Below are 24103 nucleotides of genomic sequence, written 5' to 3'. Positions count from 1 at the left end.
CTAACAGGCGGCAGTGCCAGCGTTGCTTTTTTAGCACAGCGAGTGTAAGCGAAGTCTTCGCTCGTCAATCTTTAGACGGCGTGTCTCAGGGGGCTATAATACGATGCTTGGGATATATGGCTTTCAAAAAAATCATGTTGTTCCCGCGGCAGCTATCTAAGAATGCTGCAAGCAAGTGGGCGAGGTAACTGTTCATAATTTATACAATATTGATTTCCTGCCGAAATGTGAGGAGAATCACCGGGTGTGAACGGTATATCGAAGCTCTCCGCGTAATAATACTTCGACCATAGAGAAAAACTGGATGTTATTCACGATTACGTAAAAAGGTTGAACCAAAGCGGACTATCAAAAGGCTAACTCACGGAGTCATGGTTGATGAGAGAAAGGGATTGCGCGCAGATGAGTCGGCGCTGAATAAAAACTCTGCTAGAGAACCAGCTTGTGGTTAGGAATCATATACTTTCTATTTCAGATGATTACCCTGAGAGTTACTGGCTGAAGGTAAAGATGTTGTCAGGTGAAGAATCTGGGGTTTTTAAAGAGGGTGTGGCTGTAAGCAAGGATATAAAAGTCTGCTTCGAGGGATCAAAAAGGGTCAGTGCCTCCAAGCTCTTGAGCTATGATTTTTTTTACAGTGACGGGCCCAATTTGATTTCGCCACGGCTCTACGAATTAATGAGGGCAGAAAACATTTCTGGTGTTCAGTTTGTGGATGCGGATCTACTGATAGGTGAGGTTTCCTATGCTGGTTACAAAGTGTTCAGCGTGATTGATAAATCACCAGCTTTTAACTTGAAGGAGTCCGTTAGCGAACCGTTGCTTAGCTATATGCCAGATGGCCCTAGATGGTTCAGCAAGATAGTTTTGGATGATGAGGCAATACTTTCTAGTGACGTCGTTAGGGCTGAAGAGGAAAGCTCCGTCATTGTGGTGGCTGCTCGCGTCAAGTCTATTTTTGAAAATAGCTCGGTTCGCGGAGTGCAGTTTAAGGATTAGATATCTTGTCTTCGGGTCTTTCGAGATTTACTTTCTGCATAAGTTTTGTTGTGAGAGTTTGGTGGTGTGATCTTTAACAGTTAAGTATTGGACTGGCTCTGCCAAAGTGTTAGCGGAGCCAGTATTTTTACGGCATATATCGGCTAGCGCATCTACAACCCGTACAAGCAGGTGTACTTGGTGTGCACCGAGGGCGACCACTTCCTGCACTTCACTCGCACACCCGACGGAACATTGATCGACATCAGCGCCACCGGCGGCCCCCGCGTGCACCTGCAGTACGACAACCCGCTGGGTCGCCTAACCGACATCAAGCGCGTGGTGAACAACGAAGCGGTGGAAACGCTTATCACCACCTGACCACGCTGGTGACCCAGGCCAGCTACCCGGATGGCAGCACCTGGCGAGCGCGCTACGACGACAAGGGCAACCTGCTCGCCGAATTCGATGCCCTCGGCCAGATGACCGAGTACCTGAACAGCGATGACGGCCTGCCGCACACCATCATCGATGCGACCTACAAGTCCAAGTACCTGTGGTGGAACACCCTGGCCCAGGTCGAGCGCTACCAGGACTGCTCGGGCAAGAGTACGTACTACCGCTATGACGAACGCCAGCACCTGGTGGCGGTGACCGATGCGCTGAACCAGACCACCACGCTGGAGCGCAAGCCCGACGGCGAAGTGCTGCGCATCAGCCACCCGGACGGCACCACGGAAACCTTTACCTACAACGTCTACGGGCAGGTGCTCAGCCACACCGACGGCAAGGGCCAGACCACCCGCCTGATGCGCACGGCCCGCGGCCTGCCGAGCAGCCGCCAGGATGCCAAGGGCCAGCGGGTTCGCTACGAGTACGACAAGGCCATTCGCCTGACCGCGCTGGTCAACGAGAATAACGCCACGTACAGCTTTACCTACGACTCCAGCTCTACACCCATTCCGCTTTTCCCCCCGACTGGTTCCGCTGGGCGGAACCACATTCGTTTGTGATCCCGCGTCACTCGCGCTTATCTGTGAGCCAAGCACGACCTGCCTCACCTGTCGTGACCTGAAGGCGAACAACAAGAACGGGAAACCACCCGCGCGAGGAGACTCCACATGTCCCGACATCAGCATATCCAGGCCTGGCTCGCCGACGTGGCCAGCGACCTGCACGCGATCCGTCACGATATCCACGCTCACCCGGAACTGGGCTTTGAAGAAAGCCGCACCTCGGCATTGGTCGCCCGACTGCTGGAGGCATGGGGCTATGAAGTGCACACCGGTATCGGCAAGACCGGCGTGGTCGGCGTGCTGCGCAATGGCAGCAGCCCCCGCCGGCTGGGCCTGCGCGCCGACATGGACGCGCTGCCCATCCACGAAGCAACGGGTGCGGCATACAGCAGCCAGCACCCAGGCTGCATGCACGCCTGTGGTCATGACGGGCACACCACCATGCTGCTTGGCGCCGCACGCTACCTGGCGGCCACCCGGCAGTTCGACGGCACGCTGACACTGATCTTCCAGCCGGCCGAGGAGGGCCAGGGCGGTGCCGAGGCGATGCTGGCCGACGGCCTGTTGGAGCGATTCCCATGTGATGCGCTATTCGGCATGCACAACATGCCAGGGCTGCCGGCCGGGCACCTGGGGTTTCGTGAAGGGCCGATGATGGCTTCGCAAGACCTGCTGACGGTGACCCTGGACGGGGTGGGTGGCCATGGCTCGATGCCGCACCTGACCGTCGACCCGCTGGTGGCGGCCGCCAGTGTGGTGATGGCGCTGCAAACCGTGGTGGCGCGCAATATCGATGCGCAGGAGGCAGCAGTGGTCACCGTCGGCGCATTGCAGGCCGGCGAAGCGGCCAACGTGATTCCGCAACAGGCGCTGTTGCGCCTTAGCCTGCGCGCACTGAACGCCGAGGTGCGGGCGCAGGCCCTTGAGCGGGTGCGGGCAATCATCGTCAGTCAGGCCGAGAGCTTTGGCTGCCGCGCCAGCATCGAGCACCGCCCGGCCTACCCGGTGCTGGTCAACCATGCCGCTGAAAACGCCTTTGCCACCCAAGTAGGGGTCGAGTTGCTGGGCGCCCAGGCTGTGGATGGCAACACCCGCAAGCTGATGGGCAGCGAAGACTTCGCCTGGATGCTGCAGCGCTGCCCGGGGGCCTACCTGTTCATCGGCAATGGTGTATCCCGGCCGATGGTGCACAACCCGGCCTACGACTTCAACGACGACATCCTGCTGACCGGCACCGCCTATTGGGGCGCGCTGGCAGAGCGCTGGCTGGCACCTGCCTGATTGTCCCTTTTTGACCACTGCCGCTGGAACCCGGGCGCGACTGCGCCTGGGCGATCACCCAATCATTGTGTGGAGTGTTCCCTATGCAGACTTCGAGCACCGGCGTGTCGCGTACCCGGCAAGTGGTGGCCGCCGTTATCGGCAACGCCCTGGAATGGTATGACTTTATCGTGTATGGCTTTCTGGCCAGCATCATCGCCCGGCAGTTCTTCCCGTCCGACGACGCCTACGCCTCGCTGCTGATGGCCCTTGCCACCTTCGGCGTCGGGTTTTTCATGCGCCCGGTGGGCGGCGTGCTGCTGGGCATGTATTCCGACCGCAAGGGCCGCAAGGCGGCCATGCAGATGATCATCCGCCTGATGACCGTGTCCATCGCCATGATCGCCTTCGCACCCGACTACCTGGCCATCGGCATGGCTGCGCCGCTGCTGATCGTGGTGGCGCGCATGCTGCAAGGCTTTGCCACCGGTGGTGAATACGCCAGCGCCACGGCGTTTCTGGTGGAAAGCGCGCCTGCCCACCGCAAGGGCCTGTATGGTTCGTGGCAATTGGTAGGGCAGTGCCTGGCGGTGTTTTCCGGGGCGGCAATGGTGGCGTTGGTTACCCACCTGTGCTCGCCTGAGGCGCTGGACAGCTGGGGCTGGCGCATCCCGTTCGTGCTGGGCCTGCTGATCGGGCCGGTCGGGCTGTGGATTCGCAAGCATATGGAGGAGCCTGAGGCGTTTGTCGAGGCGCGTCGCCATGCCAAGGGCCAGTCGCCCGGCCTGTGGCAGGTGCTGCGTGAACACCGGCGCAGCCTGCTGGTGTCGATGGGGTTGGCCTGCGGCGCGACGGTATCGTTCTACGTGGTGCTGGTGAACATGCCGACCTTCGCCCACAAAAGCCTGGGCCTGCCGCTGGACCAGGTGCTGCTGGTGCAGATGCTCGCCGTGGGGCTGATGACCCTCGTGATTCCGTTGTCCGGGGCGCTGTCTGACCGGCTGGGGCGGCGCCCGGTGCTGATGGCCTTCACCCTGACGTTCTTCGTGATGGTCTACCCACTGTATGTGTGGGTGGCCGCTGCGCCTTCCCTGGAGCGCCTGTTGGTCATGCAACTGATGTTGTGCACGGCCATCGGTGGTTTCTTCGGCCCGGCGCCTACTGCCCTGGCCGAACAGTTCCCGGTCCAGGTGCGTTCCACCGGCGTGTCGGTGGCCTACAACGTGGCGGTGATGGTGTTCGGTGGCTTTGCCCCGTTGATCGTGACCTGGCTCACCCAGGTGCTCGGCACCCCAGTGGCGCCGGCGTTCTACGTGCTGTTTGCCTGCCTGCTGACATTGCTGGGCACCTATTGCCTGAAAGAAGCACCGCGGGCAGTCAAGCCTGCCGCCTTCAACCTTGGAGTAAAACCGTGAAGCCGCTAGCCATCGACCCCATTGTTGCCCTCGATGCCGAGGCACTGTCCCAGGCCATCCATGCCCGCCAGTTGTCATGCCGGGAAGTGATGCAGGCTTACCTGGGGCATGTCGAGCGCTTCAATCGGCAGGTCAATGCACTGGTCTCGCTGCGCCCGGCCGAAGTGCTGCTGGCCGAGGCCGAGACGCGTGACCGCGAACTGGCCTGTGGCCATTCGCGCGGCTGGATGCATGGCATGCCGCAGGCAATCAAGGACCTCGCCGCCACGGCCGGGCTGCGTACCACGCTCGGCTCGCCGCTGTTTGCCGAGCAGGTACCCGAACAGGATGCGATCAGCGTGGCGCGGGTGCGGGCGAGCGGGGCATTGATCATGGGCAAGAGCAATGTGCCTGAGTTTGGCCTGGGCTCGCAAAGCTACAACCCCTTGTTTGGCACCACCATCAACGCCTACGACCCGTCGCGGGTGGCGGGTGGCAGCAGCGGTGGGGCTGCAGCGGCGCTGGCCATGCGCTTGCTGCCGGTGGCCGACGGCAGCGACATGATGGGCTCGCTGCGCAACCCGGCGGCGTTCAATAACCTGTTCGGCCTGCGCCCATCGCAGGGCCGCGTGCCGCATGGGCCGGCGCCCGAGCTGTTCGTGCAGCAGCTGGCCACAGAAGGGCCGATGGGCCGCAGTGTAGTCGACGTGGCGCGGCTGCTGTCGATACAGGCGGGTGTTGATACCCGGGCGCCGCTGTCGCTGAGCGAAGGCCGGCGCGATTTTGCCGTTGGCTTGCCGCGCGATTTTCGCGGAGTACGCGTGGGCTGGCTGGGCGACTACAACGGCTATCTGCCGATGGATGACGGGGTAATGAGCCTGTGCGAGTCGGCGCTGGCCGACTTTGCCGAGCTGGGCTGCCGGGTCGAGGCCTGCCAGCCGGCATTCAACCTGGCGCGCTTGTGGCAATGCTGGCTGACCCACCGCCACTTCCTGGTGCATGGCAACCTCGGCGCAGCCTATGCCGACCCTGGCAAGCGCGCATTGCTCAAGCCCGAAGCACAGTGGGAGGTGGAAGGTGGCTTGCAGCTGAGTGCGGCGGCGCTGTACCAGGCTTCGTTGGACCGCAGTGACTGGTACCGCGCCATGGGCAAGCTGTTCGAGCGTTACGACTTCCTGCTGTTGCCCTCGGCCCAGGTGTTCCCTTTCGATGCACGCCAGCCATGGCCGACGGTGGTCGGGGGGCGGGCAATGGACACCTACCACCGCTGGATGGAAGTGGTGATCGGGCCGACCTTGGCCGGCTTGCCGAGCATCAGCGTGCCGGTGGGGTTCAATGCCGCCGGGTTGCCCATGGGCCTGCAAATCATAGGCCCGGCGCAGGCCGACCATGCCGTGCTGCAGCTGGCGTATGCCCACGAACAGCTCACCCGCTGGGTGGTGCGCTGCCCGCCACAACGCCTGCTTGCGCCATGAAAGCACGGGCAGGCGCGGATCTTGCTGGCTATCCTGACCATCCCGCTACAAGGAGGTCATACCCATGGGCATCACGGCAGACAGCGGCGGCGTGCGTTCGGTGGAGCGGGCGCTGGCCATCGTCGACCTGCTGGGCGAACACCAGGCGTTGGGCCTGGAAGAACTGCACTACCTGACGGCGCTGCCCAAGGCCACGGTGTCGCGCATGATCGCCACCTTGCAGGCGCAAGGCTGGGTGTACCGCGGCCTTGCCGACCGGCGCTACCGGCTGTGCGCGCGACGCCTGTTCGGTGACCGCCAGTTGCGTTTCAAGCGGCGCCTGGTGGAAAGCGCAGCGCCCATGCTGCTGGAGCTGAGTGAGCGCACCGGGCTGGTCGCTGACCTGTCGTGTTTCGACGGCCAGCGGCTGGAGGTGATGGAAAGCGCCATTCCCCAGGTGCTGCGCAAGCGCTATCCGCACACCAGTCAGATTGTTGGGCAGCATGCCAGCCTGTTTCATTCGGCGATGGGGCGGGCGTGCCTGGGGGAGCTGGCGGTGGACGAAGTGCAGCGCCTGGCGGCCCATGAGCGGCTGGGTGACGACGGGTTGTTACGCGATATCGAAGAACAAGCGCACAAGGGCTTTGGTCAGCGCACCGAAGGCTACTGGGAATACCCGGTGCGCCTGCCGTTCCTGATCCGCGCCATTGCCTTGCCAGTACATGCCGAAGGGCGCCTGGTCGGCAGCATTGCCTTGCAATGGCCGCTGGATCAGGCGCCGGTGGAGCGGGTGTCGAGCCTGCACCTGAGCAGTTTGGCGACCACGGTGGGGGAAGTGCAGCGGGCCTTGGCTGTTTGATGTTTCCTGCACGGGTTTCTTCGCGGGTAAGCCACAGACGCGTGCATTGCCAGTACCGCCCACAGAACCTGCGGGCGTTACTGGCCCTCCCGAAATCCGCTAGGGCTCACCCCCGCCTGCTTGCGAAAGAACCGGCTGAAATACCCCACATCGGCAAACCCCAGCTCATGGGCGATCTCTTTCACGCTCAGGCTCGAATGCCCGAGCATGCGCTTGGCCTCCAGCACCAGTCGGGCATTGATCACATTCATCGGCGTCATGCCCAGGTGTTCCTGGCACAACCGCCCCAACGTCACCAGGGTCATGCCCAATTCGGCGGCGTATTCCGCCAGTGGCCAGTGCGCGCGGTAGTGCATGTCTACCAGCTCGCGAAAAGCCGTCAGCTGCTGGCTGCGTCTTGATACTGGGCGCTGCTCACCTGCGGGCATGTACGGCTCATGGCGCAGGACATGGATCATCAGTGCCAGCAATAGCGCCATGCTGCTGGCCACATGCTCGCGGGCGCGGTTGTGGTATTCCTCGCGCAGGGCCCGAAACAGGGGCAACAACGGGTCTTCATCGGCGGCCCAGTGGGGCAGGGCAATCACCTGTGGTTTGCGCAGTTGCACCCGCACGTTGGGTGCCAGCACCTGGGCGATGCTATCCAGCGGGTGCTGCGCAGCCGTGATTACCTGGCCTTCTACCTGGCTGGCCCAATGAAATCCATGCACCACCTGCGCCGGGACGTACACCACGCAGGGTGCATGAACCTGAAACCGGTCACTGTCGAACAGCACCTCGCCGCCACCGCTTTGCAGGTACAACAGCTGCAGCAAGCCTTCGTGACGGTGTGCGGCAATCTCCCAGTTGTGCGCGCCAGAGCGCTGGGATATCTGCTCCACATGCAAGGCTTCGTGCCACACCGGCTGCGCGGTTTCACCGTACAGGGCGTAATTGGGGATCTTGTTCATGGTGTTGTAATTGTTCTGTTCAGTACCCGCTACTGTGCCATAGCTGCCCGCAGGCTTCAGGGCGCAGTGGGCAAATTGACGGGAATGTGGGGCTGGTTGCAGGTTTTGTCCATTCTGCCGGTGGGCCTGCCGGCCATAGCCTGTTGCCCAGAACAAGCAACGCTCTGGAGAGCAGCATGCACAACAACAAGATCCTTTCTCAGTGGCTAGGCCTGGAGTCGGCCGTATGCGTGGTGACCGGCGCGGCCGGCGGCATTGGCGCAGCATTGGCCGCAGCCTTGGTGGAGCAGCAGGCCCACGTGGTGCTGCTTGACCGCGACTTGGACAAATGCCGCGAACTGGCGGCCACCCTGGGGGAACACAGTGCAGGCGAAGTCAGTGCCCTGGCCTGCGACATTGCCGACCCGGCCAGCGTGGAGCAGGCTGCGGCCCAGGTACAGGCGCTGCATGGGCGCTGCGATGTACTGGTCAACAATGCCAGCGTGCTGCGCCCCGGTGCGCTGGACACGCTAAGCCTGGAACAATGGAACCAGGTGCTGGCGGTCAACCTCAGTGGCTACCTTTTGTGTACCCAGGCCTTTGGCCGTTCCATGCTGGACTGCGGCCAGGGCCGTATCGTGCATGTGGCCTCGATTGCAGCCCATTACCCGCAACCCAACAGTGGCGCTTACAGCGCGGCGAAGGCAGGCGTCAGCATGTTGTCGCGGCAGATCGCCGTGGAATGGGGGCCGCGTGGTGTGCGCAGCAACGCCGTATGCCCGGGTTTGATCCGCACGCCATTGTCGGCGGCGTTCTATGCCGACCCACAGGTGGCGCGCCGGCGTAGCGCCATGACCGCCAACCAGCGCATCGGTGAGCCGCAAGACATCGCCGAAGCCGTGCTGTTTCTGGCCAGCCGCCGCGCCGACTATATCAACGGCGCCGAGCTGACCGTGGATGGCGGACTGGAAAGCATGCCCATGGCATTGATCCCGCGCCCTGGCTTCGAGGGGGCAGGCCAATGAATACGCGTAGCTGCGATGTACTGGTCATCGGTGCGGGTGCTGGCGGCCTGGCGACAGCCATCACGGCGAAAAAGCTTGGCCTGGATGTGATCGTCATCGAAAAGGAGGCGTGCTTCGGCGGCACCACGGCGTTTTCCGGCGGCGTGCTGTGGGTGCCGGGCACCCGGCACGGGGGCAATGACAGCCAAGCAGCGGCCATGACCTACCTGCGCAACGAAACCGGTGCCTGCTTCGATGCGGCCGGGGTGGAGGCATTCTTGCGCTACGCGCCGCAGATGGTTGAGTTTTTCGAGCGCGAGACGGCAGTCAAATTCGTGCCCACGCTGTACCCCGATTATCACCCGCAGGTGGAAGGCGGCGTCGATGTGGGCCGCTCGATACTGGCCGCACCTTACGACATCCGTGGTCTGGGGCCCGACATGGCGCGGCTGCGCCCGCCGCTGAAGACCATCACCTTCATCGGCATGATGTTCAACTCGTCGAATGCCGACCTCAAGCACTTCTTCAATGTCACCCGTTCGTTGACCTCGTTCGCCTACGTGGCCAAACGCCTGCTGACCCATTTGAAGGAGCTGGCCTTGTACCGACGCGGCACCCAGGTCACCAGTGGCAATGCCCTGGCGGCACGGCTGGTACGCTCGGCACTGGACCTGGGCATTCCGATTCTCACAGGCACCCCGGCGCGGCAGTTGCTGCGCGAAGGGGCGCGGGTAGTGGGGGCGGTGACCGAGCAGGCCGGCAGCGAGCAGCGCATCGAGGCCCGGCGTGGGGTGGTGCTGGCCTGTGGCGGTTTCTCCCATGACCTGCAACGGCTGCGCCAGGCCTACCCGCATGTACGGCGTGGCGGCGAGCATTTTTCACCGGTGCCAGCGGGCAACACCGGCGATGGCGCGCGCATGGCCGAGGCGCTGGGAGCAAAGGTCGATATCTGCCTGCAGGCACCTGCAGCCTGGATGCCGGTATCGAAGGTGCCGGTGGGTGGTGGGCGGCATATTGCCTTTCCGCATTTGCTCGACCGCTACAAGCCGGGTGTGATCGGCGTGCTGCGTTCGGGGCAGCGATTCACCAATGAGTCGAATGCCTACCACGACGTGGGCGCAGCGCTGATCGAGGCGTGTTCCGACCAGGCAGAAACCGCCATGTGGCTGGTATGCGACCGCCGCACCCTGGCCAAATACGGGCTGGGCTTTGCCAAGCCTGCGCCGATGCCGCTGGGGCCATTGCTGCGCAACGGCTACCTGCTCAAGGGCCAGACCCTGGCGGAGTTGGCCGGCAAGGCCGGTATCGATGCGCAAGGGCTGGAGCAGACTGTGCGCGAGTACAACCTTGGCGCTGTCCACGGCGAAGACCGTCAGTTCGGCCGCGGCAGCACCAGCTTCAATCGCTACCTGGCCGACCCGCAGCAACAACCCAACCCGTGCGTAGCGCCGGTTGGCGAGGGACCGTACTTTGCCGTGAAAGTGATCATGGGCGATCTGGGCACTTTCGACGGGCTGCGCACCCGTGTGACCGGTGAAGTGTTGGCGGCCGACGGGCAAGTCATCGACGGCCTGTATGCGGTGGGTAACGACCGCGCCAGCATCATGGGCGGCAACTACCCCGGGGCGGGCATCACCCTGGGGCCGATCATGACCTTTGCCTACATCACCGGGCGCCATCTGGCGGGTGTCGAGCAGGGGCTGGCGGCGGGCAACGCACGGGAGGTGGCGTGATGGACAAGCCTGTGGTCGACCACCGCATCTACACCATTCGCCCACGCGGCATGGCGGCCTTTCTCGAGGCGTTCGACCAGCTGGCGATGCCGATCCTGCTGCGCCACCTCGGTGCACCCCTGGCGTTTTACACCAGCAGCATCGGGCCGTTGAACCAGGTGGTGCACTTGTGGGGCTATGACAGCCTCGATGACTTCGAGAAGCGCAGCGCAGCGCGGGATGCCGACCCGGACTTTGCCGCGTACCTGCATGCCACCCGCGACCTGGTGGTGGCTCAGGAAACACGCATCATAAGGCCTGTGCGCTTACCCAGCCTTTTCCACTAGGGCTGCGACAAACACCGTCATAACAACAACAACAGGTGACACCTATGAACAACACGCTCGACGTGCGCCAACTGATCGACCAGCAACCCATCGGCCGTTACCAGAAATGGGTGGTGTTCCTCGGCTTTCTCATCATCGCCCTGGACGGCCTGGACGTCGCCATCATCGGCTTCATTGCCCCGCAATTGAAAAGCGACTGGGGCCTGGATGCTCAAAGTCTGGGCCCGGTATTGAGCGCCGCGTTGATCGGCCTGGCACTTGGCGCCTTGATTGCCGGCCCCTTGGCGGACCGTTACGGGCGCAAGGCGGTGTTGCTGTGCAGCGTCCTGCTGTTCGGCCTCTGGACACTGGCCTCGGCCTTTTCACCCAACCTGGAAACCCTGGTCGCGTTGCGCTTTCTGACCGGCCTGGGCCTGGGCGCAGCCATGCCCAATGCCAGCACCCTGGTCAGCGAGTATGCCCCGGCACGCAGCCGCTCGCTGCTCATTACCCTGGCATTCTGCGGCTTCTCCCTGGGCGCTGCGGCAGGTGGTTTCGTCAGCGCCTGGATGATTCCGAACCTGGGCTGGCGCAGTGTCTTGGCATTGGGTGGGGTGTTGCCGCTGATGGTCCTGCCGTTGCTGTATTGGCGCCTGCCGGAATCGGTGACGTTCCTGGTCAGCAAAGGGGCGGACCGCAAGCGCATTCTGGCCATTGTCCGTCGCCTGGCACCTGAGCATGTCAACGCCGACACGACCTTTGTCTTGCCCGGTAAAGCCCAGGCTGCAGGCGGTGCAATCGGCACCATCCTCTCTGCGCGGTATCGCTTTGGTACCTGCATGCTCTGGGGCGGGTACGTGCTGGCGCTGTTCCTGGTCTATCTGTTCAGCGGCTGGTTGCCGACGCTGGTAAAGGAGGGGGGCGGGTTTTCGGTGGCCGAAGCGGCCATCGTCACCGCCTGTTTCCAGATTGGCGGCCCGTTGGGCGCGATTTCGGTGGGTTGGGCCATGGATCGCTACCCGGCGCAGCGCGTGCTGGTACTGACCTTCCTGTTCAGTGGTGCGGTGATTTTTGCAATTGGTCAGGTCGCTGCGGACTTCGCCTGGTTGTGTGCGGTTGCGAGCGCTGTGGGCTTTGGCCTTAATGGGGCAAGTGTTGGCATGAATGCACTGGCGGCGGCTTTTTACCCGACTGAAGCACGGGCGACCGGCGCCAGCTGGATGAGCGGCATCGGGCGCCTGGGTGCGATTCTCAGTGCCTTTGCCGGGGCACAGATGCTGGCACTGGGCTGGAGCTTTGCCCAGGTATTCGCTTCGTTGTTGCTACCCGCAGGGTTGGCGGCTTTGGCGGTATGGCTGCAAGGGCGAAATGCGGCGTCACGGCTTAGCGTTCCAGGTTGTACATCCGGCACCCCGGCTGCAGCGCCAGCAGGTTCGGCTCCCACTCCCTAGCCTTCGGGAACACAGCCCCTGTCTGAAGCCATACGCTCGATCAACGCCCACAACGCCGCATCATTGAAATCGTCGACAACCAGCCTGGCGCCCGCCGCCAGCAACCGCTCCGGGGTCTGCGTCGTGGCCACGCCCACGGTAAAGATCCCCGCGCCACTGGCTGCAGCCGTCCCCGGCAATGAGTCCTCGAAGGCCAGCGCTTGCCCGGCCTCGGCACCCAGCCGCTGCAGGCCGGTGAGGTAGGGCAGCGGGTCCGGTTTGGGCCGTGCCAGTTCTTCGGCCACCAGCACATGTTCAAAGTGCTGGCCCAGGCCCATGGCGTTCAGCATGTGCTCGGCGTTCAGCCGCGGTGCGTTGGTCACCACGCACATGCCGATGTCATGGGCCTGGGCATGCTCCAGCAGGCGCAACAGGCCTGGCATTGGCTCAAGCGACGGCGACATCGCGCGAAACAGCGCTTCCTTGCGGTCGGCCAATGCCTGGCACTGTTCGACGCTGGCGCCGCTGAACAGCTCGGCGAACAGCTCGCCGTTGGCGCGGCCGCTGACCTGGGCGTCGAACTGCGCCTGGCTCAGCTCGCGGCCGTCGTGTTCGCGCAGCAGTTGGCGAAAGGCCTGCAGGTGCAGGGTGTCAGTGTCGGTGAGGGTACCGTCAAGGTCGAACAGCAGGGCGGTCAGCATGGGATATCCAGATGAAAAAACACAAGCCAGGGGATCATAACCAAAGCTGACGACGAAGGGGGCTGTTCAGCGTGCGCCGAAAAGAGTACAAATGTGCTCCATGGACACTCTTACCCCCAAACGCCGCGCCATTTTCGAATTCATCCGTGAGCGCATTGCCGAGCATGGTCAGCCGCCGAGCCTGGCCGATATCGCCACGCGCTTCGGTTTTGCCTCGCGCAGCGTTGCGCGCAAGCACATCACCGCCCTGTGCCAGGCCGGTTACATCGATGTCACGCCAAACCAGGCCCGGGGCATACGCCTGGCCGAACCGCTGCGCCGGCCGGAAATCCTCGAAATACCCGTGCTGGGCCAGGTGGCGGCGGGTGCCCCCATCGGCCCGGACCTGGACATCCACGAGCAGTTGCTGCTCGACCCCAGCCTGTTCCGCCGTACCCCCGACTACCTGCTGAAGGTGCGGGGCGACTCGATGATCGACGACGGCATCTTTGACGGTGACCTGGTCGGCATCCTGCAACAGGCCGACGCCCGCGACGGGCAAATCGTGGTTGCGCGCCTGGACGGCGAAGTGACCATCAAACGCCTGCAACGCCAAGGCGGCACTTACCGGCTGTTGCCACGCAACCCTGCGTATGCGCCGATCGATGTGCAGCCCGAACAGGACTTTTTCATCGAAGGCGTGTTCTGCGGCTTGCTGAGGCGTGACTGATGGGCGCCGTGGTCGACCTCGACAGGCTGCTGGAGCAGCGCCGGGTATGGCGCGGCCGGCAGGCCCAGGCGCGGCCACTCGGGCTGCAGCCCACCGGCCATGCGGCCCTCGACGAACGTTTGCCGGAAGGTGGCTGGCCGGCGGCAGCACTGAGCGAGCTGTTGCTGGCCAACCCCGGCTGTGGCGAATTGCAGTTGCTGTGGCCAACCCTGGCTCGGCTGAGTGCAGAAGCCAGCAGAGTGGTGCTGGTGGCTCCACCCTTCATCCCTTTTGCACCAGCCTGGCAGGCAGCGGGGGTGGACCTGCGCTGGCTGGTACAGGTGGATGCCGAGCCTGCCGATGCCCTGTGGGCTGCCGAACAGTGCCTGCGCTCGGGCAGTTGCGCGGCGGTGCTGTGCTGGCCGGAACGTGCCGATGACCGCGCCCTGCGGCGCTTGCAGGTAGCGGCCGAAACCGGGCAGGCACTGGCGTTCGCCTGCAGGCCGCAGCAGGCGTCGCACAACCCTTCACCCGCAGCGCTGCGCATTGCAGTCGACACGCGCCCGGCGCAATGGCGCGTGCTGAAAAGCCGGGGTGGCATGCCTCCAGCGCTGCCTATTCCCTGCCCGGGGCGGGGCTGATGCACCATGCTCTGGGCCTGCATCCTGCTCCCGCAGCTTGCGCTGGACACCGTCCTGCGTGAGCGTGACGACCCTGATACACCCTTGGTGCTGATTGGCGGGCCGACCCAGCGTCGCGTGTTGCAGGCAGTCAACCCGGCGGCCGCTGCACTGGGCCTGCGCGCCGGGCAAACCCTGACCGCAGCGCGTGCCCTGGCCGATGGCTTCACCTGCGTCGAAGCTGACCCCAAACGCATCGATCAGGTGCAACAGTTGCTGGCGGCCTGGGCCTACCGCTTCAGTGCCCAGGTCAGCCTGCATTACCCTCGGGCGCTGCTGCTGGAAGTGGGCTCCAGCCTGCAACTGTTCGGGCCCTGGCCCTTGTTCGAGGCACGTCTGCGTCAGGAACTGGCAGAACTGGGCCTGCGTCAACGCATTGTCCTGGCCAGCAACCCGGTGGCTGCTCGCATGCTCGCCAATGGCCACGATGGCCTGGCCGTGGGCGATGTCGACGCCACCCGAGCGGCGCTGCTTGGCATGCCCATCACGCGCGTCGGCCTGCCGGCAGAGGCGGCCGAAGCGTTTGCCCGCATGGGCTTGCACCAGCTGGGCCAGGTATTGGCCTTGCCGCGCGATACCTTGGCCAGGCGCTTTGCGGCCCAGGTGCAGCTGCACCTCGACCAGTTGCTCGGCCTGCGCAACCTGGGGCTGGACTTCTACCAGCCACCCGACCGTTTCGAAACCCGGCTGGAACTCAACTTCGACGTCGAATCGCACCAGGCGCTATTGTTCCCGCTGCGGCGCATGCTCAACGACCTTGCTGCATTTCTGGCCGGGCGAGACTGTGGCGTGCAGCGCTTCTGCCTGCATCTGGAGCACGCCGAGGGGCCGGATACCCTGCTCAAGGTGGGCCTGCTGGCGGCCGAACGCGATGCTGCGATGCTGTTCGAGCTGGCCCGTGGGCGCCTTGAGCCGCTGCGCATACCCGCACCGGTGCGCAACCTGCGGCTGGTTGCCGAAGACTTGCCACCCTTCGTGCCACAGCATCAGGCGTTGTTCGACCCGCGGGCGCAACAGGCGCAACCCTGGGCGCAATTGCGTGAGCGGTTGCGCGCCCGCCTGGGGGATGAGGCCGTCAAGGGGCTTGGCGCAGCCGCCGATCACCGCCCCGAATGCGCCTGGCAGTTGGTGGAGCAGGGTGCCCAAGGCAACATGCCGGTTGCAGCGGGCAGCCGCCCGGGGTGGCTGTTGTCGGCACCGATCGCGCTGGATGACGCCGCCTACCAGGTGCAGGGCTACGCCGAACGCATCGAATCAGGTTGGTGGGATGGCGGCGATGTGCGTCGCGACTACTACCGCATCGAAACCCGTGACGGCTTGCGCGGCTGGGCCTACCGCGACCTGAGCCAGGCCGGCCCGCTTTGGCTGCAGGGTTGGTTCGCATGAACACCCCGGGTTATGCCGAGCTGCATTGCCTTTCCAACTTCAGCTTCCAGCGCGGTGCATCGAGCGCCGACGAGCTGTTCCGGCGTGCGCGCGAGCAGGGCTACCAGGCCTTGGCGATCACTGACGAATGCACGCTGGCCGGTATCGTGCGCGCCTGGCAGGCAGCCAAAGTGCACCAGTTGCGGCTGATCGTTGGCAGCGAGGTGCAATTGTGCGACGGGCCCAAGCTGGTGCTGCTGGTCGAGAACCTGACCGGCTACCAGAACCTGTGCGCGCTGATCACCCGTGCCCGGCGGCGGGCAGAGAAGGGGGCGTACCAGCTGTTTCGTGATGACTTGCTGCTGCACCACCAAGGCCTGCTGGCCTTGTGGGTGGCCGCTGACAGTGGCGATACCGCTACCGGCGCGTGGCTGCGCAGTGTGTTCGCTGAGCGCCTGTGGCTGGCCGTGCACCTGCACCGGGGCAGTGACGATGCCATGCGCCTGCAACGGTTGCGGGCACTGGCGGCTGATGTGGGTATCCGCGCCGTGGCCTGTGGCGACGTGCACATGCACGTGCGTGGTCGCCGTGCCTTGCAGGACTGCATGACTGCCATCCGCCAGCATTGCCAGGTGAGCGAGGCCGGGCGCTTTCTGTTTGCCAATGGCGAACGGCACCTGCGCAGCCAGGCGCAACTGGCCGAGTTGTATCCGCTCGACCTGCTGGCCGAGACCCTGGTCATTGCCCGGCGCTGCCAGTTTGACCTGAGCGAACTGAACTACCAGTACCCACGCGAACTGGTGCCCGAGGGGCATACCCCGGCAAGCTGGCTGCGTGAATTGTGCGAGCAAGGCCTGCCGCTGCGCTGGCCAGGCGGGCCGAGTGGCAAAGTGCGGGATGTGCTTGCCAAGGAACTGGGGCTGATCGAAGAGCTGGGTTACGAAAGCTACTTCCTGACGGTGCACGACATTGTCGCCTTCGCCCGCAGCCAGCGCATCCTATGCCAGGGCCGGGGGTCGGCAGCCAACTCGGTAGTGTGCTTCGTACTGGGCATCACCGAGCTTGACCCCATGAAACACCACCTGCTGTTCGAGCGCTTCCTGTCGCGCGAGCGCAACGAGCCGCCGGACATCGACGTGGACTTCGAGCACGACCGGCGCGAGGAGGTGATCCAGTATGTGTTCCGTCGCTATGGCCGGCACCGGGCGGCGCTCACTGCGGTAGTCAACACCTACCATGCCGCCGGTGCGGTGCGGGATGTGGCGCGGGTGCTGGGGCTACCTGCCGACCAGGTGGATGCCCTGGCCAAATGTTGTGGCCGCTGGAGCGATCGCATACCTGATGACCAGCGCCTGGCCGAGGCCGGTTTCGAAGCGGGCAGCCCTTCGCTGCGGCGGGTGCTGGTGCTGGCCGGCGAACTGATCGGCTTCCCCCGGCACCTGTCACAGCACCCGGGCGGTTTTGTCATCTCCCAGCAACCGCTCGACCAGCTGGTGCCGGTGGAGAATGCCGCGATGCCGGAGCGCACGGTGATCCAGTGGGACAAGGATGACCTGGACATGGTTGGCCTGCTCAAGGTCGACGTACTGGCGTTGGGCATGCTCAGCGCCTTGCGTCGCTGCTTCGACCTGCTGCAGCACCACCGTGGCCGGCACCTGACCCTGGCGACCATCCCCAGCGAAGACCCGGCCACCTACGCCATGATCAGCCGTGCCGAGACCATGGGCGTGTTCCAGATCGAGTCACGCGCGCAAATGGCCATGTTGCCGCGGCTGCGGCCCCAAAAGTTCTACGACCTGGTCATCGAGGTCGCCATTGTCCGCCCCGGGCCGATTCAGGGTGACATGGTGCACCCGTACCTGCGCCGGCGCCTGAAGCAGGAACCGGTGACGTATCCGTCGCCGCAACTGAAGGAAGTGTTCGAACGTACCTTGGGCGTGCCGCTGTTCCAGGAGCAGGTGATGGAGCTGGCGATGGTCGCGGCCGACTATACCCCGGGCGAGGCCGACCAGTTGCGCCGCAGCATGGCAGCCTGGAAGCGCCACGGCGGGCTTGAACCGCACCGCGAACGGCTGGTGCAGGGCATGTTGCGCAATGGTTACACGCTGGCGTTTGCCGAGCGCATCTTCGAGCAGATCAAGGGGTTTGGCAGCTATGGCTTCCCTGAGTCGCATGCGGCCAGCTTCGCCTTGCTGTGCTATGCCAGCAGTTGGCTGAAGTGCCATGAGCCGGCGATCTTCACCTGTGCGTTGGTCAACAGTTGGCCGATGGGCTTCTACAGCCCTGATCAGCTGCTGCAAGAGGCTCGCCGCCAAGGTATCGAGGTACGGCCGGTTGATGTCTGCCACAGCGACTGGGACTGCACCCTGGAGCCTGATGCTGAAGGCACCCTGGCCATTCGCATGGGCCTGCGACTGGTGCGTGGCCTGGCCGAAGCCGATGCCAGGCGCGTGCAGCAGGCGAGGGCGCAGCGGCCGTGGCGCAACGTCGAAGACCTGTGCCTGCGCGCCGGCCTGGACGCACGGGCCCGTGCCCGCCTGGCTGATGGCGGGGCGCTGCGCGCCTTGGCCAGCGATCGGCATCAGGCGCGCTGGCAGGTGGCGGCGGTGCAGCCGCAGCTGCCGTTGTTCGCCGATGTGCAGGCCTTGCCTGAAGAACCGGTGCAATTGCCCGTGCCAACCGTGGGCGAGGACCTGATGGCCGATTATCAAACCCTCGGCACTACGCTTGGCCCACATCCGCTGGCCCTGTTGCGCGCTCGCCTGAGGGCGCTGGGGTGTCGCAGCTCCAGTGAATTGCAGGGTGTGGAGCATGGCGACAACATTGCCGTGGCCGGGCTGGTGGTGGGCCGGCAACGGCCTCAAACCGCCAGCGGTGTGACCTTCGTTACTCTGGAAGACGAACATGGCATGGTCAACGTGGTGGTGTGGCGTTCGCTGGCCGAACGGCAGCGGCGGGCGCTGGTGGGTTCGCAGTTGCTCAAGGTCAGTGGGCGGTTGGAGCAGGAGAATGGGGTGCGGCACCTGATTGCGCGGCGGTTGGAGGATGTGAGTCCGCTGCTGCAAGGGCTGGATGTGCGCAGCCGGGATTTTCACTGACCCCCAACGCTCGGTACTTGCGTGGTTCCCTGTGGGTGCGGGCGAGCCCGCGAAGCAGGCACCGCGTTGCATGGCACCGGCCTTGCCGGTGTTCGCGGGCATGCCCGCTCCCACAGGGATCGCGCCAGCTTTTAGAAATTGAGCAAGACAGTTGCTCCCAAAGGTCGCGTCCTGGTCCAGATTGCGCTTGGCGAACGGCAGCGGCGGGCGGTGGTGGCGCAGTTGCTCAACGCTCGGTACTTGCGCGGTCTGTGGGAGCGGGCGAGCCCGCGAAGCAGCCACCGCGTTGCAGGGCACCGGCCTTGCCGGTGTTCGCGGGCATGCCCGCGCCCACAGAGGTCGCCTGCTGGTCCAGCTTGCGCTCGCCGGTTACACCATCGCCAACCGCTGCTTGCGCGTCGGTGCGGGGAACGCCCGATCGATCGCCCGCAGGTCTTCACCGGTCAAGGTCAGCGCTCCCGCCGCTGCATTGAGCCGCACGTGCTCGGGCGCCACCGCCTTGGGGATGGCGATCACGCCGTCATCGCGGGTCACCCAGGCCAGGCAGACCTGGGCCGGTGTGGCGCCATGGCGCTCGGCGATTTCCGCCAGTACCGGGTGCTGCAACAAGCGCCCGGCCTGAGCCAGCGGGCAGTAGGCCATGGTTGGCAAGCCACGTTTTTCGCACCACGGTAGCAAGTCGAATTCGATGCCGCGCTGGGCCGGGTTATACAACACCTGGTTGGTGGCACAATCAGGGTTGTGCAGTTCGCGCAGGTCGTCGACGTCGAAGTTGGACACGCCCCAACGCTTGATCTTGCCTTGCTCGCGCAAGCGCTCGAAGCCTTCGACGGTTTCCTCCAGCGGGTGCTGACCACGCCAGTGCAGCAGGTACAGGTCGATGCAATCAGTGCCCAGGCGCGTGAGGCTGCGTTCGCAGGCAGCCGCCATGCCGCGCAGGCCGGCATTGTGCGGGTAGACCTTGCTGACCAGAAATACCCGGTCGCGGCGCCCGGCAATGGCTTGGCCAACGACCTCTTCTGCCCCCCCTTCGGCATACATCTCGGCGGTGTCGATCAGGTTCAGGCCCAGCTCGATGCCCTGTTGCAGCGCCGCGACTTCGGCAGCCTTGCGACCTGGGTCTTCGCCCATGTACCAGGTGCCTTGGCCGATGGCTGGAACACTCGTGCCTGCCAGATTTACGTAACGCATGTCACCTCCGGGATCCGGGTATTGGAAAGAAGCACCTCAAGCAGTGCTTGCGCTGCGGTGGAAAGCTTGTGCTCGCTGAGGGCAATCACGCCGATGCGCCGCTCGACAGTGGGCTCGACCAAGGTTACACAGCGGGCACCCAGCTCCTGCATCTGGTTGATGCACAGCGCCGGCACAGCACTGACCCCCAGGCCGCTGGCCACCATGCGGCCGATGGTCGTCAGCTGGTGGCTTTCGAACGCGACTGCCAGCTTGCCGTGGCGGGCCGCCACATTCTGCTCCATCAGCAGGCGCACCGCCGAAGGGCGCTGCAGGGCCACGAAATCTTCGGCCATCAGCTGTGCCCAGCTGACCTGGGGCAGCAGCGCCAAGGGCGAGTCGGCGGCCACTACCGCAACGAAGCGGTCCATGTACAACGGGTGGAAGTCCAGCCCATCGATGTTATCCGGCTCGAAGCCGATGCCCAGTTCGACGCGGCGATGGCGTACCAGTTCCTGTACCTGTTCGTTGATCACGTCGTGCACCGTGACGTTGACCTTGGGGTAGCGCTGGCGAAACACCTTGAGCGCGTGGGGCAACAGGTTGCCGGCAAAAGCCGGCATGGCCGCCACTGACACACGGCCCAATTGCAGGGTAAAGCGCTGGCGCAGCATCTCTTCGGTATCGTCCCAGTCGGCCAGCAGGCGGCGTGCCAGTGGCAGCAGCACTTCGCCTTCGGCAGTCAGGCTGACGCTGCGCGTGGTGCGGCTGAGCAGGGCGCCGCCGAGGTTTTCTTCCAGCGCCTTGATGGTCAGGCTCAGTGCCGGTTGCGAAACGTGCAGGTGTTCACCGGCCTGGGCGAAGCTCTGGTACTTGGCCACGGCGACAAAGGCGCGCAATTGTTTGACGTTCATGTCGGGCCTATCGTTTGTTTTGTAAAAATTATCAATCGATGACGAAAACAAAATTAACAAATCAGTCGCTTGCGGTGAAGATGTCTGCACACGCTCACCGACAGCCTCGTCGGTTAAACAACTACAAAAGGCGGATCAGCATGGCCGGACTGGACAAGCGCGTTGCAACCTATGAACAGGCCCTCGAAGGCCTGACCGACAACATGACGGTACTGGCCGGTGGTTTCGGCCTGTGCGGCATCCCGGAAAACCTTATCAGCGAAATCAAGCGGCGTGGCGTCAAGGGCCTGACCGTGGTTTCCAACAACTGCGGCGTTGACGGTTTTGGTCTGGGCGTGCTGCTGGAAGACCGGCAGATTCGCAAGATGATCGCCTCCTACGTGGGCGAAAACGCCGAGTTCGAACGCCAGTTGCTCAGTGGCGAGCTGGAAGTGGAGCTGACCCCACAGGGCACCCTCGCCGAAAAAATGCGCGCAGGTGGTGCCGGCATTCCGGCGTTCTACACCGCCACCGGCTATGGCACCCCGGTTGCCGACGGCAAGGAAGTCCGCGAGTTCAAGGGCCGCAAGTACATCCTGGAAGAATCCATCACCGGTGACTTCGCCATCGTCAAGGGCTGGAAGGCCGACCACTACGGCAACGTGGTGTACCGCAACACTGCGCAAAACTTCAACCCGCTGGCGGCCACCGCCGGCAAGATCACCGTGGTCGAAGTGGAAGAAATCGTCGAACCCGGCGTGCTGCTGCCAAGCGAAATCCACACCCCGGGCATCTACGTGGACCGTGTCATCGTCGGCACCTTCGAAAAACGTATCGAAAAGCGCACCGTCAAGGCCTGAGCGCCATCCACCCGAACAATAAAGAGATCCTGACCATGGCACTGACCCGCGAACAGATGGCGCAACGCGTTGCCCGTGAACTGAAGGACGGTTACTACGTCAATCTGGGCATCGGCATCCCCACCTTGGTGGCCAACTATGTACCCGCCGACATGGATGTGATGCTGCAATCGGAAAACGGCCTGCTCGGCATGGGCGAATTCCCCACCGAAAGCACCCTCGATGCCGACATGATCAACGCCGGCAAGCAAACGGTCACCGCCCGCCGCGGCGCCTCGATTTTCGATTCGGCACAATCGTTCGCCATGATCCGTGGCGGCCACGTCGACCTGACCGTACTGGGGGCTTTCGAGGTGGACGTGCAGGGCAACATCGCCTCGTGGATGATTCCGGGCAAGCTGGTCAAGGGTATGGGCGGGGCCATGGACCTGGTGGCCGGCGCCGACAACATCATCGTTACCATGACCCACGCCTCCAAGGACGGCGAGTCCAAGTTGCTGCCACAGTGCAGCCTGCCGTTGACCGGTGCAGGCTGCATCCGCAAGGTGCTGACCGACCTGGCCTACCTGGAAATCGAAGACGGCGCCTTCATCCTGCGCGAGACCGCGCCAGGGGTCAGCGTCGAGGAAATCATCGAGAAAACCGCCGGCAAACTGATCGTGCCGGATGATGTGAAGGAAATGACCTTCTAAGGCATGACGTGATCTCACCCTGTAGGCGCGGGTTGACCCGCGAATGCGTCGGTACATTGACCGCCGCATTCGCGGGTCAACCCGTTCCCACAGGTTTTTTGCGTTGCCTGGCAGTACCGCTTCATCCCATAAAACCAATAAAAGGAATTCAACCGTGGCCGCTGAAATTCAAGACAGCCGCTCCGCGCGCTTTGCCTTGCGCTGCTCCAACTGGGCTGAACGCTGGTTCCCCGACTCCTGGGTGTTCGCCGCGCTGGCGGTGCTGCTGGTGTGTATCGGCGCACTGGCCATGGGCGCCAAACCGACCGACACCGCCAAGGCGTTTGGCGACGGCTTCTGGAGCCTGATACCGTTCACCATGCAGATGGCCTTCGTGGTCATCGGCGGTTATGTGGTGGCCAGCTCGCCGCCCGCCGCGAGGCTGATCGATCGCCTGGCGCGCATCCCCGGCAATGGGCGCTCGGCAGTGTGCTGGGTAGCACTGATCTCGATGCTGGCCTCCTTGCTCAACTGGGGGCTGTCGCTGGTGTTTGGAGGTTTGTTGGTGCGCGCCCTGGCAAGGCGCACCGACCTGAAGATGGACTACCGCGCTGCGGGTGCGGCGGCTTACCTGGGCCTGGGTGCGGTGTGGGCGTTGGGCCTGTCATCCTCGGCGGCGCAGCTGCAGGCCAACCCGGCCAGCCTGCCACCTTCAATCCTGTCGATAACCGGGGTGATCCCGTTTACCGAAACCATCTTTCTCTGGCAGTCCGGCGTGATGTTGGCGGCACTGGTGGTGGTCTCGCTGGTGATCGCCTATGCCACCGCTCCGGGCCCGAACAGCGCACGTAGCGCAGAAGACTGCGGTGTCGACCCCAGCTTCACAGCGCCACCCGCGCCGCAACGCACGCGCCCGGGGGAGTGGCTGGAACACAGCCCGATCCTGATCCTGCTGTTGGTGGCCTTGGCTGCTGGCTGGCTGTATCAGGAGTTTGCGACAAAACCTGCGATTACCGCCATCTCGGGGCTCAACACCTACAACCTGTTGTTCATCATGCTCGGTGCTTTGCTGCACTGGCGCCCACGCAGCTTCCTTGACGCGGTGGCACGCGCGGTACCGACCACCACCGGTGTGCTCATCCAGTTCCCGCTGTATGGTTCGATCGCCGCTATCCTCACGCAGGTGAAGGGCGTCGATGAACAGACGCTGGCCCACCATATTTCACTGTTCTTCACCCAGATTGCCACCCATGACACGTATGCCGTGCTGATGGGCGTGTATTCGGCGGTGCTGGGCTTCTTCATCCCTTCAGGTGGCGGCAAGTGGATCATCGAGGCCCCTTACGTGATGCTGGTGGCCAACGACCTGCAGTACCACCTGGGGTGGGCCGTGCAGATCTACAACGCGGCCGAAGCTTTGCCGAACCTGATCAACCCGTTCTACATGCTGCCGCTGCTGGGCGTGCTGGGGCTCAAGGCGCGCGACCTGATCGGTTTCTCGTTCGTGCAATTGCTGGTGCATGTGCCGTTGGTGCTGGTGTTGCTCTGGGCGCTGGGTACAACGCTGCAGTACGTGCCGCCCGTGATGCCTTGATTCGAGGCCCCTGGAGACTTG

20 protein-coding genes and 1 pseudogene are annotated in these 24103 nt (G+C 63.8%); 17 read left to right on the top strand and 4 right to left on the bottom strand.

Annotated features, from left to right (window positions below):
- The first annotated feature begins 510 nt into the window (after positions 1-510).
- From BJQ17_RS02725 to BJQ17_RS02700, 6 genes and pseudogenes are all read left to right on the top strand, one after another.
- The gene (locus BJQ17_RS02725) at positions 511-999 is read left to right on the top strand and encodes an imm11 family protein (RefSeq protein ID WP_256559351.1); all 489 of its coding nucleotides are present in this window, start codon (positions 511-513) and stop codon (positions 997-999) included.
- A gap of 147 nt (positions 1000-1146) precedes the next feature.
- Positions 1147-1928: pseudogene (locus BJQ17_RS29600) on the top strand (hypothetical protein); the annotation flags it as partial.
- Positions 1929-2099: 171 nt separating this feature from the next.
- Positions 2100-3275: a M20 aminoacylase family protein gene (locus tag BJQ17_RS02715; protein ID WP_070095485.1), complete on the top strand. Its 1176-nt coding sequence runs from the start codon at positions 2100-2102 to the stop codon at positions 3273-3275.
- A gap of 83 nt (positions 3276-3358) precedes the next feature.
- Entirely contained in the window at positions 3359-4669 is a 1311-nt protein-coding gene (locus BJQ17_RS02710; RefSeq protein ID WP_070095484.1) for a citrate-proton symporter, read from the top strand.
- Positions 4666-6123 carry an amidase gene (locus BJQ17_RS02705; protein ID WP_004374194.1) on the top strand — a complete coding sequence of 486 codons (1458 nt, stop codon included), beginning with the start codon at positions 4666-4668 and terminating at the stop codon, positions 6121-6123. The genes BJQ17_RS02710 and BJQ17_RS02705 overlap by 4 nt, the downstream gene beginning before the upstream one ends.
- Before the next feature lie 64 nt (positions 6124-6187).
- The gene (locus BJQ17_RS02700; RefSeq protein ID WP_004374195.1) at positions 6188-6961 is read left to right on the top strand and encodes an IclR family transcriptional regulator; all 774 of its coding nucleotides are present in this window, start codon (positions 6188-6190) and stop codon (positions 6959-6961) included.
- A 77-nt stretch (positions 6962-7038) separates the two neighbouring features.
- Here BJQ17_RS02700 and BJQ17_RS02695 read toward each other — a convergent pair whose 3' ends face one another.
- Positions 7039-7911, bottom strand: coding sequence for a helix-turn-helix domain-containing protein (locus BJQ17_RS02695; protein WP_026031933.1), 873 nt, complete (start codon positions 7909-7911; stop codon positions 7039-7041).
- A gap of 176 nt (positions 7912-8087) precedes the next feature.
- On the opposite strand from BJQ17_RS02695, the gene BJQ17_RS02690 reads away from it, so the two are divergent.
- Genes BJQ17_RS02690 through BJQ17_RS02675 form a run of 4 tightly spaced genes read left to right on the top strand, consistent with a single transcriptional unit; the run spans position 8088 to position 12383 of the window.
- Positions 8088-8915: an SDR family NAD(P)-dependent oxidoreductase gene (locus BJQ17_RS02690; protein ID WP_070095483.1), complete on the top strand. Its 828-nt coding sequence runs from the start codon at positions 8088-8090 to the stop codon at positions 8913-8915.
- Positions 8912-10627: an FAD-dependent oxidoreductase gene (locus tag BJQ17_RS02685; RefSeq protein ID WP_070095482.1), complete on the top strand. Its 1716-nt coding sequence runs from the start codon at positions 8912-8914 to the stop codon at positions 10625-10627. Before BJQ17_RS02690 ends, BJQ17_RS02685 begins: the two co-directional genes overlap by 4 nt.
- Positions 10627-10953: an NIPSNAP family protein gene (locus tag BJQ17_RS02680; RefSeq protein ID WP_004374204.1), complete on the top strand. Its 327-nt coding sequence runs from the start codon at positions 10627-10629 to the stop codon at positions 10951-10953. The genes BJQ17_RS02685 and BJQ17_RS02680 overlap by 1 nt, the downstream gene beginning before the upstream one ends.
- A gap of 44 nt (positions 10954-10997) precedes the next feature.
- Positions 10998-12383 (top strand): MFS transporter, encoded by a 1386-nt coding sequence (locus BJQ17_RS02675; protein WP_070095481.1) that lies wholly within the window; start codon positions 10998-11000, stop codon positions 12381-12383.
- On the opposite strand, the gene BJQ17_RS02670 is transcribed toward BJQ17_RS02675, so the two are convergent.
- Positions 12380-13063, bottom strand: coding sequence for an HAD family phosphatase (locus BJQ17_RS02670; RefSeq protein ID WP_004374207.1), 684 nt, complete (start codon positions 13061-13063; stop codon positions 12380-12382). The two genes, BJQ17_RS02675 and BJQ17_RS02670, sit on opposite strands and share 4 nt — an antisense overlap.
- A gap of 91 nt (positions 13064-13154) precedes the next feature.
- Between BJQ17_RS02670 and lexA the strand changes: the two genes are divergently transcribed.
- From lexA to BJQ17_RS02650, 4 genes are read left to right on the top strand one after another with little or no spacing between them, the layout of a single operon-like run.
- Positions 13155-13772, top strand: a complete 618-nt coding sequence (gene lexA / locus BJQ17_RS02665; RefSeq protein ID WP_012052394.1) for a transcriptional repressor LexA — start codon at positions 13155-13157, stop codon at positions 13770-13772.
- Complete coding sequence (gene imuA / locus BJQ17_RS02660) at positions 13772-14392, top strand: translesion DNA synthesis-associated protein ImuA (protein ID WP_004374214.1); 621 nt, start codon at positions 13772-13774, stop codon at positions 14390-14392. The genes lexA and imuA overlap by 1 nt, the downstream gene beginning before the upstream one ends.
- 6 nt (positions 14393-14398) lie before the next feature.
- Entirely contained in the window at positions 14399-15817 is a 1419-nt protein-coding gene (locus BJQ17_RS02655; RefSeq protein WP_004374216.1) for a DNA polymerase Y family protein, read from the top strand.
- The gene (locus BJQ17_RS02650) at positions 15814-18894 is read left to right on the top strand and encodes an error-prone DNA polymerase (protein ID WP_070095480.1); all 3081 of its coding nucleotides are present in this window, start codon (positions 15814-15816) and stop codon (positions 18892-18894) included. The genes BJQ17_RS02655 and BJQ17_RS02650 overlap by 4 nt, the downstream gene beginning before the upstream one ends.
- A gap of 369 nt (positions 18895-19263) precedes the next feature.
- On the opposite strand, the gene BJQ17_RS02645 is transcribed toward BJQ17_RS02650, so the two are convergent.
- Together BJQ17_RS02645 and BJQ17_RS02640 are read right to left on the bottom strand one after the other, a co-directional pair.
- A complete protein-coding gene (locus tag BJQ17_RS02645; protein ID WP_012052390.1) occupies positions 19264-20085 on the bottom strand; it encodes an aldo/keto reductase in 822 nt (273 codons plus the stop codon).
- Positions 20073-20978: a LysR family transcriptional regulator gene (locus BJQ17_RS02640; RefSeq protein ID WP_004374224.1), complete on the bottom strand. Its 906-nt coding sequence runs from the start codon at positions 20976-20978 to the stop codon at positions 20073-20075. Before BJQ17_RS02640 ends, BJQ17_RS02645 begins: the two co-directional genes overlap by 13 nt.
- Positions 20979-21118: 140 nt before the next feature.
- On the opposite strand from BJQ17_RS02640, the gene BJQ17_RS02635 reads away from it, so the two are divergent.
- From BJQ17_RS02635 to BJQ17_RS02625, 3 genes are all read left to right on the top strand, one after another.
- Entirely contained in the window at positions 21119-21817 is a 699-nt protein-coding gene (locus BJQ17_RS02635) for a CoA transferase subunit A (RefSeq protein ID WP_004374230.1), read from the top strand.
- 35 nt (positions 21818-21852) lie between these two features.
- Positions 21853-22509 (top strand): CoA transferase subunit B, encoded by a 657-nt coding sequence (locus BJQ17_RS02630; RefSeq protein WP_004576290.1) that lies wholly within the window; start codon positions 21853-21855, stop codon positions 22507-22509.
- A gap of 154 nt (positions 22510-22663) precedes the next feature.
- On the top strand, positions 22664-24082 hold the full coding sequence (locus BJQ17_RS02625) for a short-chain fatty acid transporter (protein ID WP_004576289.1): 1419 nt from the start codon (positions 22664-22666) through the stop codon (positions 24080-24082).
- The last annotated feature ends 21 nt before the right edge of the window (positions 24083-24103 follow it).

This window comes from Pseudomonas sp. NBRC 111139 (assembly GCF_001753955.1).
Taxonomy (GTDB): Bacteria; Pseudomonadota; Gammaproteobacteria; order Pseudomonadales; family Pseudomonadaceae; genus Aquipseudomonas; species Aquipseudomonas alloputida.
Note: the sequence above shows the minus strand (reverse complement) of the source record. Positions and strands in the feature narration are given on the sequence as shown.